Origin of the sequence: Wolbachia pipientis, from assembly GCF_030373985.1 — a bacterium.
GTDB classification, from domain to species: Bacteria; Pseudomonadota; Alphaproteobacteria; order Rickettsiales; family Anaplasmataceae; genus Wolbachia; species Wolbachia pipientis_D.
In genome coordinates, this window is record NZ_JAUCRB010000001.1 from 15,277 (window position 1) to 28,467 (window position 13,191).

13 protein-coding genes, 1 tRNA gene and 1 pseudogene are annotated in these 13,191 nt (G+C 35.0%); 4 read left to right on the forward strand and 11 right to left on the reverse strand.

The window, feature by feature from the left end; genetic code table 11:
- The first annotated feature begins 11 nt into the window (after positions 1 to 11).
- Entirely contained in the window at positions 12 to 512 is a 501-nt protein-coding gene (gene coaD / locus QUS22_RS00105) for a pantetheine-phosphate adenylyltransferase (RefSeq protein WP_289512975.1), read from the forward strand.
- A gap of 74 nt (positions 513 to 586) precedes the next feature.
- Positions 587 to 805 carry a zinc-finger domain-containing protein gene (locus QUS22_RS00110; protein WP_289512976.1) on the forward strand — a complete coding sequence of 73 codons (219 nt, stop codon included), beginning with the start codon at positions 587 to 589 and terminating at the stop codon, positions 803 to 805.
- A 5-nt stretch (positions 806 to 810) separates the two neighbouring features.
- Here the strand turns inward: QUS22_RS00110 and QUS22_RS00115 are convergent, their stop codons facing one another.
- From QUS22_RS00115 to rpsB, 6 genes are all read right to left on the reverse strand, one after another.
- Positions 811 to 1,437 (reverse strand): phosphatidate cytidylyltransferase, encoded by a 627-nt coding sequence (locus tag QUS22_RS00115; protein WP_289512977.1) that lies wholly within the window; start codon positions 1,435 to 1,437, stop codon positions 811 to 813.
- Positions 1,427 to 2,122 (reverse strand): polyprenyl diphosphate synthase, encoded by a 696-nt coding sequence (gene uppS / locus QUS22_RS00120; protein WP_289512978.1) that lies wholly within the window; start codon positions 2,120 to 2,122, stop codon positions 1,427 to 1,429. The genes QUS22_RS00115 and uppS overlap by 11 nt, the downstream gene beginning before the upstream one ends.
- Before the next feature lie 183 nt (positions 2,123 to 2,305).
- Entirely contained in the window at positions 2,306 to 2,863 is a 558-nt protein-coding gene (gene frr, locus QUS22_RS00125) for a ribosome recycling factor (RefSeq protein ID WP_289512979.1), read from the reverse strand.
- Between the two features lie 7 nt (positions 2,864 to 2,870).
- Positions 2,871 to 3,614 (reverse strand): UMP kinase, encoded by a 744-nt coding sequence (gene pyrH, locus QUS22_RS00130; protein WP_289512980.1) that lies wholly within the window; start codon positions 3,612 to 3,614, stop codon positions 2,871 to 2,873.
- Positions 3,615 to 3,624: 10 nt separating this feature from the next.
- Complete coding sequence (gene tsf, locus QUS22_RS00135; RefSeq protein ID WP_289512981.1) at positions 3,625 to 4,494, reverse strand: translation elongation factor Ts; 870 nt, start codon at positions 4,492 to 4,494, stop codon at positions 3,625 to 3,627.
- Positions 4,475 to 5,323 (reverse strand): 30S ribosomal protein S2, encoded by an 849-nt coding sequence (gene rpsB, locus QUS22_RS00140; RefSeq protein ID WP_289513260.1) that lies wholly within the window; start codon positions 5,321 to 5,323, stop codon positions 4,475 to 4,477. The genes tsf and rpsB overlap by 20 nt, the downstream gene beginning before the upstream one ends.
- A 181-nt stretch (positions 5,324 to 5,504) precedes the next feature.
- On the opposite strand from rpsB, the gene QUS22_RS00145 reads away from it, so the two are divergent.
- A tRNA-Asp gene (locus tag QUS22_RS00145) sits at positions 5,505 to 5,578 on the forward strand.
- Between the two features lie 233 nt (positions 5,579 to 5,811).
- On the opposite strand, the gene carB is transcribed toward QUS22_RS00145, so the two are convergent.
- From carB to QUS22_RS00160, 3 genes are all read right to left on the reverse strand, one after another.
- Positions 5,812 to 9,039 carry a carbamoyl-phosphate synthase large subunit gene (carB, locus tag QUS22_RS00150; RefSeq protein WP_289512982.1) on the reverse strand — a complete coding sequence of 1,076 codons (3,228 nt, stop codon included), beginning with the start codon at positions 9,037 to 9,039 and terminating at the stop codon, positions 5,812 to 5,814.
- Between the two features lie 143 nt (positions 9,040 to 9,182).
- Positions 9,183 to 9,956 (reverse strand): SDR family oxidoreductase, encoded by a 774-nt coding sequence (locus tag QUS22_RS00155; protein WP_289512983.1) that lies wholly within the window; start codon positions 9,954 to 9,956, stop codon positions 9,183 to 9,185.
- A complete protein-coding gene (locus tag QUS22_RS00160; protein ID WP_289512984.1) occupies positions 9,925 to 10,767 on the reverse strand; it encodes a YihY/virulence factor BrkB family protein in 843 nt (280 codons plus the stop codon). The genes QUS22_RS00155 and QUS22_RS00160 overlap by 32 nt, the downstream gene beginning before the upstream one ends.
- Before the next feature lie 244 nt (positions 10,768 to 11,011).
- Here QUS22_RS00160 and QUS22_RS05455 point away from each other — a divergent pair.
- Positions 11,012 to 11,095, forward strand: a pseudogene (locus QUS22_RS05455) (hypothetical protein); the annotation flags it as partial.
- An 860-nt stretch (positions 11,096 to 11,955) separates the two neighbouring features.
- Here QUS22_RS05455 and QUS22_RS00165 read toward each other — a convergent pair.
- Together QUS22_RS00165 and QUS22_RS00170 are read right to left on the reverse strand one after the other, a co-directional pair.
- Positions 11,956 to 12,606 (reverse strand): coiled-coil domain-containing protein, encoded by a 651-nt coding sequence (locus QUS22_RS00165; RefSeq protein WP_289512985.1) that lies wholly within the window; start codon positions 12,604 to 12,606, stop codon positions 11,956 to 11,958.
- A 77-nt stretch (positions 12,607 to 12,683) separates the two neighbouring features.
- A complete protein-coding gene (locus QUS22_RS00170) occupies positions 12,684 to 12,869 on the reverse strand; it encodes a hypothetical protein (RefSeq protein ID WP_289512986.1) in 186 nt (61 codons plus the stop codon).
- Positions 12,870 to 13,191: the final 322 nt, after the last annotated feature.

The window sequence follows — 13,191 nt, forward strand, 5'->3', positions numbered from 1 at the left end:
AAAAATAAAGGATGAATATTAATAACAGAATAGGAATTTACCCCGGTACGTTTGATCCTATAACCTTTGGGCATATTGACATAATAAAAAGAGCATGTAAACTGGTTGATAAGTTAATAATCTGCGTTGCAGAAAATACTAATAAACATACTACTTTTGACGTAAAACTACGTACAAGCATGGCTGGAAATGAAATTAAAAGATTAAGAATTGGCGCAGATGTTGTATCTTTCAATGGGTTGCTAATGAAGTTTGCTAAAGAGCAAAATGCTTCTGTTATTATTAGGGGACTCAGAGCAGTGTCGGATTTTGATTATGAGTTTCAAATGAGTTGGGTAAATTATAAACTTCTTCCTGAAATTGAGACCATATTTCTTCCTGCTTCTGAGGATACTCAATTTATCTCATCAAGCTTTATAAAAGAAATAGCAAGATTAGGTGAGAGTGTTAGCAAATTCGTACCAGAGGGCGTCCAAAAAGAATTAATTAACTTAAATAAGGGTAAAAAGTGAAAAATGATGCCTATTGTTTTTTATTTCCAAAAAATATATTTAATACATAAAATGTTATAAACTAAAGGAGCAACATGCAAAAAGTGAGGGTCAATAAAAGAAAAGTTTGTTGTCATGGTGATGAGAATGATGAGGGTTCTGGTCATCCATTAATATATTTAGATATGGGAGAAGAGGAAGAAATAGCCTGCCCTTATTGTGAAAAGACGTTTATTCATGACTGTACTGTAGAAGCAGTTAATAGAGAGGAAACAATTGCTAAGGATGAATTTAATAGCAATTCATCTTTTTAAGTTAGTTAGCTTATATAGATAGCAATAAGAGGAGCAGTAAAAATAAAACTGTCCATACGGTCAAGTATTCCTCCATGGCCAGGTATTATATTTCCACTATCTTTAACATTGTAAGCTCTTTTAATGAGTGATTCAGTGAGATCGCCAAGTTGTGCTAGAATAGCGATTGCAAAGCCAACGATTGGAGAATAAAAAATCGGGAATAAACCTAAAAACATCGATCCAAAAATTGTGCACACTATTCCAGCTAAGATAGCACCAAGAATCCCTAACCAAGTTTTTCCAGGACTAACAATTGGGCAAATTTTAGCCCTACCAAAATTTTTGCCAAATAGGTAGGCAGTAATATCAATGCTCCAAATGGTTAAGATGAGCCATACTAATGCGTATTTTCCCTGTGGTAGATTATATAGGTATATTAATGAAGCATTTGGTAGTGCGATCAATAATAATGCAAAAACGTATAAGATTCTGTTTCCTTGGGTTAGGTTATACCATTCAAAAGAAGATAAAACTGCTATCGAAAAAATTAGTAGATAAAATGATAAATCACTGAAGTATGTAGCAAAAGAGAATATAAGCAATATTACTATTGAAGACAGTACTCTAACTATAAAATTATTATCTGCCATATCTTTTTTCTCTTTTTGTATAATCCTCTAATGCTTTACTCAAGTCTTGACAAGAAAAATCGGGCCACAAAGTATCACAAAAATACAATTCGGCGTAAGCTGCTTGCCATAGTAAAAAGTTACTTAACCTTTTTTCACCACCAGTGCGAATTAACAAATCCAACTTTGGCAAATCTTTAGTATATAGAAATTTTTCAAACTCGTCTTCTGACACACAATCAATATTTTCTTTCATAATATTGCTTATGGCGTGTATAATTTCCTGTTTTGCACCGTAGCTGACCGCTACAGTAAGTAATAAACCATCATTCTTATGTGTCGTTTCTTCTACTTTTCTAACTTGGTCAAGCATCTTTTGAGGAAGCAAATTTAAATTACCAATAAAATTCAATTTAATGTTATGGTTGCAAATGAAATTAACTTTACTTTGATCAGTTAGAACAGAGTAAAACAGATCAAATAGACGGTCAGTTTCTTCTTTAGGCCTAAACCAATTCTCCATGGAAAACGCATACAAAGTTAAATAGGGTATAGTCAGGGTTGTGCAATGCTTAGCAATATCATACGCAACCTCACTACCCTTTCTATAACCATCAATTTTTACCCTTCCTTGATTGCTTGCCCACCTACTATTACCATCCATTATGATTGCTAAATGTTTTGGTAGAGATTTTAAATTCAACATTTGGAGCTAATCTAGTTTTGATTTGAATGGAGTTTTCTGAATTCTAGTGTCAAGCACTGGGATGACACCCTTTCTTGATGGGCTCAAACCACAATACTTGTACAGTTGTGTATCAGCTACCTGCATGATACCCTTGTATATAATTTGTTTTTTTTCACTACTTAAGGCTTCTTCCATATTAACTTAGTGATTCAGTATATCTTTTGCTTTAACAGACAATTCATCATCAATCTTTTTTATATTGTCATCGGTAATATTTTGTATTTCCTTTTTAACACCATGAAAATCATCTTCTGAGATTTTTTTATTTTCTTGCATTTTCTCTATTTCTTCCATAACATCTCTGCGTATATTTCTAATGGCAACCCGTGCATTTTCAGCAAACTGATGCAGTAATTTCACCAATCTTTCACGTGTTTCTTGTGTTAAGTCTGGAAGAACTATGCGTATGGTGTTACCCTCAACAACAGGGTTTAAGTTTAGATTAGCATTTAATATAGCATTTTTTACTTCACCTGCAACGCCAATGTCCCAAACTTTAATTGATAGGGTTTTATTATCCGTAACTGAAACACTTGCAACTTGATTTAGCTTTTGATGCCCACCATAGACATTTACAACTATGCCATCAAGTAATGATGCGCTGGCTCTACCAGTACGTATACCTTTAATATCATTATGGAAAGACTGAATAGTTTTTAGCATCCTTTCTTTTGTTCTAGTTTTTACTTCGTTCAACATAAATTACCTATAATTCACAATCTGAAACTATAGTATAAATACCATAACCCTTAATAATATTGGCCATTTTTTCTTCTTTCAAAGAAAAAACTATGATTGGAATAGAATTCTCACGTGCAAGAGAGATTGCCGATGCATCCATAACTTTTAAATCACGAGTCAACAAATCCATGTAAGAAAGCCTATCATACATTATAGCATCCTCATTTTTTTCCGGATCAGCGGAGTATACACCATTTACTTGTGTACCTTTCATAATAACATCACAATTCGTTTCAACGGCACGTAGAGCTGCAGCTGTATCTGTAGTAAAAAATGGATTACCTATACCTGCTGCAAAGATTACTACTCTACCTTTTTCTAAATGACGAATAGCTTTCCTTCTTATATAAGGTTCACATACAGTAGCCATGGGTATTGCAGACAATACCCTAGAATCTACTGAATTTTTCTCTAAAAAGCTTTGTAAGATTAAAGCATTGATTATAGTTGCGAGCATTCCAATATAATCACCGCTTGCCCTTTCATAGCCACTCAAAGATGCAGATGCACCACGAAAGATATTACCACCACCAACAACAATACATACCTGAACTCCAAGCTTGTTAATGTCAGTTATATCTTTGCACAATTGATCTATAATTTCCATATCATGACCAAAAGACCGTGATCCCATTAAAGCCTCGCCAGAGATTTTAAATAACACCCTTGAGTATTTTATTTTACTTCCTTTATCCGTTGAGGCAGCCATTTATAATTACTTAATTTTTACTACCCAAAATAAGTAACTTATAATCGGACAGTTTAACATGAGAATTTACACTCGATTCGCTTAATTTTATAAAATCAGAAATTTTCATTTTATCATCCTTTATAAACTTTTGTTCCAGTAAAACAACTTCTTCATAATACTTAGCCATTCGCCCATCTACTATTTTCTTTGTAACTTCTTCAGGTTTGTTTAATTTTTTTACTTGCTCGTCAACTATAGAAAGCTCATTGTTCAACTTTGTATGATCCAAATCATCTATAGATAGAGCTTCAGGTTTCATAGCAACTATGTGCATCGCTATTTGTTTCCCAACCTCTTGTAACTTCGATTTATCACCAGATGATTGCAATGCAACTAAAGCACCTGTTTTACCTAAGCCACGCATGTCACCATGTACATAGCCAGCAATAACTCCATCATTAGCTTCCAGGTAACAAAGCTTGCTCAGTTCTAATTTTTCACCAAGGACCGATGTACCATTCATGATAGCTTCCTGCACTGTACCAATGCCTGCATACTTGGTATTTTTTAACTCATCAATACTAGCACAGCGTTCTTGACAAGCAATTGACGCTAAATTCGAGATTAATTCTATAAATTTCTCATTTCTTGCAACAAAATCAGTTTCACAATTTAACTCAATCAATACACCACAATTTTCAGCCAAATGCATAGCAACCAACCCATCTGAAGTTACTCTATCAAACTTTTTATCAGCCTTAACAAGTCCTATTGTGCGTAACTTATCAATGGCTCTCTTGATGTTACCATCACACTCTTCCAACGCTTTCTTACAATCACTTAAACCAAGCCCTGTTCTATCACGTAGTTCCCTTACATTATCTAGATTCATCTTCATTATTTACCACCCCCTTTTCACCTTCTTTATAAACTTTATTATGCCCCTTTTCAGTTTGTACAACACCATCTTCTTTCCCTTTAATAAACTCGTCACCTTTTATATCACCAACCTTAACTCCAGACCTTGCTAAACTAGACTCTATTCCAGCCAATATAAAATCAGCAGCTAACCTACAATAAAGCTCTATTGACTTTCTTGAGTCATCATTACCTGGTACAGGATAAGTAATATCATCTGGATTAGAGTTAGTATCAAGTATTGCAACTGTTGGAATTCCCAATTTTTTAGCCTCTTTAACTGCAATGTGCTCTTTATTAGTATCAATGATGAATAAGATATCTGGAGTTGCTCCCATTTCTCTAATACCACCTAATGCCTTATCAAGCTTTTGCCTTTTCTTTTCAATATTTCCTAGCTCTTTCTTTGTTAAAACGCTACTTTCATCATTTAGTATCTTCTCATACTGAGTTAGCGTCTTTATCGAAGAAGAAACAGTTTCCCAATTAGTTAGCATACCACCGAGCCAACGATAATTTACGTAGTATTGACCGCAACGAACTGCTTCACTTGCAATAATATCTAAAGCTTGAAATTTTGTACCAACAAACAAAATACGACCACCTTGAGATGCAACGTTATATAAAGCTTTCATTGCCGTCTGTAGCAATAGCAATGTTTTCCGCAAGTCAATTATATGTATACGATTTTCTTGATGTATCCCATATATGTATGGAGCCATTTTTGCATTCCAGCGACTAATTTTATGACCAAAATGCACACCAGATCCAGCTAGATCACGTATAGTGATCTCGGGCAAGTTTACCATATTCATTCCTCCAAATAGTTTACCCTCCATGGCGCTACCCTAACAGCACTACTTGTACATGCCATGTGTGGAATTAAATTATTTATATAGTAATATAAAGGACAACAAAGTGCAATCAAAAAATATTGACAAAAGGCAGCATGTTTATTAACCTTAAAACTAAAAATGCTAAAAGGAAATCGGGGGTGTAGCTCAGTTGGTTAGAGCGCATGCCTGTCACGCATGAGGTCGTGAGTTCAAGTCTCATCGCTCCCGCGTATAGCTTCTAGCACAGTCTAAACTCGCTATACTAAGTCTTTTTTCCTTATTGAGAAATATAACAGCATATTTGATTCTAATTATAATAATTTTATATTTTCATTTCCATCACCCCAGTTCTAGGTTATATTATTACTGCACTTACCAAGAAAAAGTAGGGAGAAAGTTAAGAATGTTTTTTACAAAAAAATGCTGAAGCTACCTATATAAAATTATTTCAGTCTTAGTATTTAAACATTCTGTATCTGCTGTAATGATTTTACTTCCAACTTACTATTCTTTAGATATTGAATTGCAAGCACTAAAGCTTTACTTCCAGAAGCTGTGGTGCTATAAGCTATATTTTGCAAAATAGCAGTTCTGCGAATATCTTTGCTATCTGAAACTGATTTTACACCTTTTGAAGTATTGATCACTAGATTTATTTTTCTATCTTTAAGCATATCAACTATATGTGGTCTACCTTCCCTCACTTTATTTACAGCTTTTGCAGCAATGCCGTTATTATTCAGGTACAAAGCTGTACCTTTGGTGGCATATATTTCAAAATTTAGTTCTTTTAACATTTGTGCTACTGACAATATATACTCTTTATCATCATCTTTTACTGAAATCAAAGCTCTTCCTTCTGTTGGCAACTTATATCCTGCAGCCATGTGCGCTTTTGCCAGTGCAGCTTCGAAGGATGAGTCAATTCCCATTACTTCTCCTGTTGACTTCATTTCGGGGCCAAGTAGAATATCAACTCCCGAGAAATGGGTAAACGGAAAAACAGCAACTTTGATTGCAAAGTGATCAAGAGATTTTTTTTCTTGGTCTAATTTTTTGCCTAAAATAATCTGAGTGGCAAGCTTTGCGATAGAAATATTGACTACCTTTGAAATAAAAGGAACTGTGCGACTAGCCCTTAAGTTCACTTCAAGTATATATATGTCATTTTCTTGAATGGCAAATTGAATGTTTATCAACCCTTTCACTTTTAGCTCAAGAGCTATTCTTTCAGTTTGCAGCTTGATCTCTTTTATAATTTTGTCATTCAATGTGTTTGTTGGTATTGAACAGGTTGAGTCACCGGAATGAATTCCAGCTTCTTCAATATGCTCCATAACTACCGCAATGAAAACTTTTTCCCCGTCACATATAGCATCAACGTCAACCTCAACTGCATTCACTAAGAATTTATCAAGTAGCAGCGACCCATGTTCAAAAATTTTAGTTTGACCAAGGACATATTCCTTAAAGCTCTCAATATCGTGCTTAATTGACATGGATTGACCACCCAAAACATAGGACGGCCTAACTATTAATGGAAACCCCACTTTTTCTGCATTGGTTAATGCTTCTTCCACCGAATGACAGATGGAATTTTCAGGTTGTTTTAAATTAAGTTGCAAAGCAAGGTTTTTGAACCTCATACGATCTTCAGCAAGGTCTATAGAGTTAAAAGATGTGCCTAAGATATTAAAACCCCTTTCATTTAGTATTTTGGCTAACTTTAAAGGTGTTTGACCACCTATTTGCACTATAACGCCTACCAGTGTACCATTTTCTCGTTCTTTACTTAGTATTTCAAGTACATCCTCTGCAGTCAATGGAGCAAAATACAAACGATCAGCAGTATCATAATCAGTTGAAACAGTTTCGGGATTACAATTAATCATTATTGTTTCATATCCCATTTCTTTGGCAGCGGAAGCTGCATGCACGCACGCGTAGTCAAACTCAATACCCTGACCAATACGGTTTGGTCCACTACCTAAAATGATAACTTTTTTTCGGTTAGAAACGTCCGCTTCGCACTCTGCCTTATCTATAACTCCTCCCTCATAACAGCCATACATATAGGCAGTGCTTGATTCAAACTCAGCTGCACAAGTGTCTACACGTTTATAAACTGGATTAACACCAAACTTTTTCCTTATTGCTTCAATCTGTTCTATTTTTTTGTTACTTAGTTTTGCTAACCTTGCATCTGAAAACCCCATCTTTTTTAGTTCTAATATTTCGTATGCGGTTTCAGGTAAACCAATTTCTTTAATTTTTTGTTCGGCTAAGATGATCTGCTGTATATTTTGTAAAAACCATAAGTCATATCCTGTAATTGAATTTATTTCTTCTATGCTGACTCCATGACGCATTGCGTCAGCAGCGATCAGCAATCTGTTTGGTAGCAATTTTGTTAATTGAGATTTTATATGATCAACATCTGTAGCTTCAGAAAACACTTCATCAAGTCCTGTAAGACCAGTTTCAAGTGAACGGAAAGCTTTTTGTATTGATTCATTAAAAGTGCGGCCTATAGACATTACTTCCCCCACCGATTTCATGGAGATTGATAGCTCACAACCCGTTCCCTTAAATTTTTCGAATTCAAAACGAGGAACTTTAGAGACAATGTAATCGATCACTGGTTCAAAAGCAGCAGGTATAATTGGTGCGCAATCGTTGCGTATTTCATCGAGTGAATAGCCAACAGCAAGCTTAGTTGCAATTTTTGCTATAGGATAACCTGTTGCTTTTGAAGCAAGTGCAGAAGAGCGAGAAACTCTTGGATTCATTTCAATTACAACAAGGCTTCCATCTTCTTTAGGATTGACTGCAAATTGGACATTTGCACCACCTGAACTAACATCAATTTCTCTCAGCACTGCTATAGATGCATTTCTCATTTGTTGGTATTCTGCATCACGTAAAGTCAAAGCAGGAGCAACAGTAATGCTATCTCCAGTATGCACGCCCATTGGATCGACATTTTCTATTGAACAGACTACTATGCAGTTGCCTTTGCAATCACGGATAACTTCCATTTCGTATTCTTTCCAGCCGATGATGGATTCATCTATTTGAACTTCATTTATTGGTGAAATTTTCAGAGCGTTCTCTACAATGTTGAAAAACTCCTCCTTATTGTACGCTATGCCGCCACCTGCACCACCAAGAGTGAATGATGAACGGATAATTGCAGGTAATCCAACATAATTCAGAGCTTCTTTCATTTGTTCTTGGTTTTTTATAATGGTGCTCTTAGGATATTTTATTCCTATTTTATCCATAGATTGGCGAAATAGTTCTCTATCTTCCGCCTTTTTAATTGCCCCTCTATTTACACCAATTAGCTTTACGTTATACGCATCCAATACTCCATTGTCTGCAAGCTCCACTGCACAATTCAAAGCAGTTTGCCCGCCCATTGTCGGCAATATCGCATCTGGTTTCTCCTTAATTATGATCTTTTCTATGATTTCGGGCAGTATAGGCTCAATATACGTCGCATCAGAAAATTCAGGATCTGTCATTATAGTTGCAGGGTTGGAGTTAATCAAAATGACTTTATAACCTTCGCTTTTTAATACCTTGCAACTTTGAGTTCCAGAATAATCAAACTCACATGCTTGACCTATAACTATTGGGCCTGCTCCTATTACTAATATAGATTCTATATCTGTACGTTTTGGCATAACTATAACAACGACCTCTACTTAAGTAATGTTATCAATCTTTTCTATACATGTGAATTTTTATTAGACTTGTGAGTTATACAGCTAGGTCTAACAATTATAGACAATTTTAAGGTTACCCTCAAAACATAACGCTTGATAACTTATTTAAGAGATTGGCTTAACGGTAAGACTTGCCCTGATATGTTACAATCTTTAGAAGCTAATTCGATAAATTTGTCTGTTAGTTTATCAGGTAATACTAATTCAGATATATCCTTTCCAGGAAATGCTTGCTTATACATTTCACTGTCGACAGACCCTTCTGGGTATACAGCATTTACGCACAATTTCGTATGTTTTGTCTCAGATGCATATATCTTTACCATAACTTCCAGTGCGGCTTTACTTGTGGCATAAGGTAACCAATACGGATAAGAAGATGGAGAATGTGTCACTTCTGAGGTCATGAATATCACCCTTCCAGAGTTAGATTTTTTTAATACTGGATCTAAATTTTTTAATAAGTACCAATTAGCAGTAAAATTTATATTCATTACATCCTGTAGTTCTTCAAGCTCGCAGTCATGAACAGAACTCAACTTGCCTAAAATTCCAGTGCACACAACTAATATATCAAGTACTCCAGATTCTGATAATTTTAGGCTTTCTATCATATTCGCTAGTATTTTTACATTCTCAAAGTCTAAAAGATCAAGCTGAATTAGTTTCACAGAACCTTCTTTAAATTCTTGAAGCTCTTCAATTTGACTATACAGTGGCTTGAGATTATCGATAGACCTTGAAATTAAAATCACATGCGCACCTTCCTTAACAAACCTTTTTGCAACAGCAGATCCTATTCTACCTGAAGCCCCAGCAACTAAAGCTATTTTGCCTTCTAATTCACCCATTCCTTTTTCCTTGGTAAGACCCATTAAAATATTTTAGCTGAAAATTAAATTTTGCTCCATATATAAAAATTAAGCTTAATATATAAAAAAATAGTAATGATACCACTATGCCACCTAAACTTCCGTATATCAAATCTAATTGGCCAAAAGAAGCTTTTAAGTATTGCTTGAAAGCTGAAGCTGAAACCGTCCAAAGCATAACAGCTACACAAGACCCAGGAAACACATCCGACAAGTTTTGCTTTATGTTCGGCAACATAAAATATAGCCAAGAGACTACTATGAAGAGCACAGATTCAATGAGGAGATATTTAGTATAACTTAGCCCATGATAGGAAAAATCTACCAACATTGGTACTAAGGTGGAAAACACTACAGTCAGAGTAACAATCAATGTCATTACTAGAAATTGTAATATACTTAATACTCTTCTTAATATATAAGGTGGCGAAACCGGAACTTTGTAGGCTTTATTTAGTATCGTTCTAAGTCCCTCAATAGTTGATGAAGCAGTCCAAATAGCTCCTACAATTGCCAAAGTTAATAAACTATGTGGCGGACCTGATATTATCTCCCTAATGCGCGGCATTAAAGATGCTAAAATGTCTTGTGGCATGTTATCAATTATAAATGTCCAGCCGATGTTGTATTGATCTAAAAAATTTGCAAATGTTGACGCTAAAGCCATTAGAACAATGAGAAAAGGAAATATTGATAACAGGATTAAAAATGATAAGTATCCTGCATGTTCCATCCCATCATTACGAATTGTATCAATCAAAGCACGGTAAAGACAATAAATAATGCTGTAAAACTTCTGTAGTAACCTATTCACTGTAATATAAACAAATCTAGTAAGATATTCTAAATAAAATAAAAGATATTTTTAAGCAAAAACCCTCTAATGGCACTAAGAATTGTTATGTGTTATCGTTTTTTATTATAAACCCTTCTTTTGCCATTCCAGCTCACACTGCTGGACTTTTACAACGACACTTTGATAGGTAATATCAGAATTACTAATGCAAAGAAAAATTCCTTTTTGGAGTTAAAAGTGGGAAAAAAAAAGTACTCCACTACACCTTATAGTTTTATTTAATTGCAAAGACTCTGTAGTAACTTTGTTACAAAATGGAGCAAGCGTTAACGTACTTGATGCGTAGAAGTCATGACAACCAGATCAAGCCTAGCTTCGTGATTTTTTTGGATCATTAGGAGTTAATTTTGTACTTGATGATTTTATTTTTTGTGGTAATGGTTACAATTCTGCCCCAGCAATATTTTGCTTTTTGTCAAAAAAGTCTCGCACATCATCAGAAGTCAAAATTGTTTGAACTGATTAAGTGGGAGTAGCATTTCCCTTTTCTCTAGTACGGTTATCTACTTTTTCTGGCTGTAAAAAATCAAGCCCCTTTGGAACAGGTCAATCCATAATGTTTGTGGTTGAGCTTCTCATGCCCCTCGGCTTTGTGTTCTGCTCACGTCACCTTACTGTATACTTGCTCGAATTTCTTCATAATTACGTTCAACTTCAGTTTGAGTTGGTGCAGCCGTTATTTCTCTCTGGCCTCTTTCCTGCTGCCAATATGTTCTGTAATTGCTCTAGACTCTCTTTAACAGACTTCAACTCCTCCTACGTATATGTTAACATGTCTTCCTTTTCCTTGAGATGAAGTTGGAGAGTTTCTATTTCACTCTGTATATTCCTTTCGTTTAGCTCATCTACAAGCGCCCCACTTATGTTAGATTAGTGAATTGCTTCTTCTAAAGCTTCTTTTAGCAGTTAGTTCAATTCTTCAGCCAATTCTCTATTCTTTAATTGTTCTTCGTTCAATTGACTTATTGCATTAGTCAATTTCTTCTCTCTTTATGATAAAAGTTCTACTAACTGTTTTTCATAATTGTCTTTTAGACTTGCGCCCATTTCTTTTACATCATTTTTCAGTCTCACGTTCTCTTTTCTTTTAGTACGCTTAGCTCCGTTTTACTTTGCTTTAGTTTCTTGCTTAGTTCTTCGTTGACTTTATCTTGTTGATTGGGCTTTGCTTTTTTCACCTTCTAATCGATCCTTTAATTCTGCTATTTTAGCATTTTTATCTCTTTGACTTTGCTCTAGTGTGCCTACCTCTTGTTTTAACTGCTCAATTTTTTGATCCTTTCCAGTTAATTCTTTTGTCTCTCTTTCCAATTCAACTTTAAGTCTTACAAATTCTTTTTCCCAAGCTTGATTTTTCTCGATTAATTCACTTACTTTCTTCTCACCTTCTTCTGTTATCTTCTTATTACGGCTTTCCAACTCTGCATTTTGCTTCTTGAGAAGTTCGGTCTCTCTTTCCAATTCTTCTATTTTACTTTTTAATTCTTCTGTTTCATCCCCTAGTCCTTTTCCTTGCTTACGTACTTCTTCATCATCAAAAGTACCGCTTTCAAATGTTTCATCCTCACTATTAGTAGATAGAGAACCTTTGCGTGAATAAGGTTTAGATGTGCTTCCAGGAGAGAAATACCCGTTGCTATCTGGCGTAAGCGATCGCGACGATACAGATAGGTCTCGTGTCAATATTCCCTCCTTCGGTATTTGCTGGTTATTTATACTCTTGGCCATGTCAACAAAAGCTTGGTATAGAGTTTTTCCATTTATAAAAACTTCTTTATTCTGTTCAACTAATTTCAATATTTCATTTTTTGTTCCCTCTGGTAACGGGTCTGTAAACTATAATCTACCAAACTTTAGCTCACCGATGACACTTCTTATACCGCTGGAATCGACTTTACAGTCATGCTAGAATCTATGCTGTTGCCCTTAGAATCCTTAGCCTGCCAGTTAACGGTCATTTCACATGGACCGGAGCCAGCAAAATCATAATGCCTCTCATTGCCATTTTTCTTGCATGTGGTAGCTTGATTATCTTTCTCCAAATATGTTATAAACCTCATCTTTATTGTTGGCCCTTAAAATATCACTAATTTTTATTGATTTTTCTTCTTCAAATCTAATGTTGAAGTCATTATCTTTTATTCAAGACGCCAAAAAACTTTGACCTGGCAAAAGTTTTTTAAACTTTCTATGTGTCTCACCTATCGGTTGCTCGAATTCTTGGAAATTTGTTTTCCATTTTGAGCTCACTTGTCCCTTAACATCTTTATCTTACAGTAAAGGACCAACAAAGTACCAGATTAAATTTTCTTACTCTAGTCTTTTGATAAAATCCTAAAGGTCGTTGTAAGGTTCAATGAAACTTAAAATATTATTTTTCTT

Coding starts and splice junctions, on each gene's coding strand:
- QUS22_RS00115 (WP_289512977.1), bottom strand. CDS start 1,437: ATGGCAGATAATAATTTTATAGTTAGAGTACTGTCTTCAATAGTAATA.
- QUS22_RS00170 (WP_289512986.1), bottom strand. CDS start 12,869: ATGAGGTTTATAACATATTTGGAGAAAGATAATCAAGCTACCACATGC.
- QUS22_RS00155 (WP_289512983.1), bottom strand. CDS start 9,956: ATGGGTCTTACCAAGGAAAAAGGAATGGGTGAATTAGAAGGCAAAATA.
- pyrH (WP_289512980.1), bottom strand. CDS start 3,614: ATGGCTGCCTCAACGGATAAAGGAAGTAAAATAAAATACTCAAGGGTG.
- frr (WP_289512979.1), bottom strand. CDS start 2,863: ATGTTGAACGAAGTAAAAACTAGAACAAAAGAAAGGATGCTAAAAACT.
- carB (WP_289512982.1), bottom strand. CDS start 9,039: ATGCCAAAACGTACAGATATAGAATCTATATTAGTAATAGGAGCAGGC.
- QUS22_RS00110 (WP_289512976.1), top strand. CDS start 587: ATGCAAAAAGTGAGGGTCAATAAAAGAAAAGTTTGTTGTCATGGTGAT.
- rpsB (WP_289513260.1), bottom strand. CDS start 5,323: ATGGTAAACTTGCCCGAGATCACTATACGTGATCTAGCTGGATCTGGT.
- uppS (WP_289512978.1), bottom strand. CDS start 2,122: ATGTTGAATTTAAAATCTCTACCAAAACATTTAGCAATCATAATGGAT.
- tsf (WP_289512981.1), bottom strand. CDS start 4,494: ATGAAGATGAATCTAGATAATGTAAGGGAACTACGTGATAGAACAGGG.
- coaD (WP_289512975.1), top strand. CDS start 12: ATGAATATTAATAACAGAATAGGAATTTACCCCGGTACGTTTGATCCT.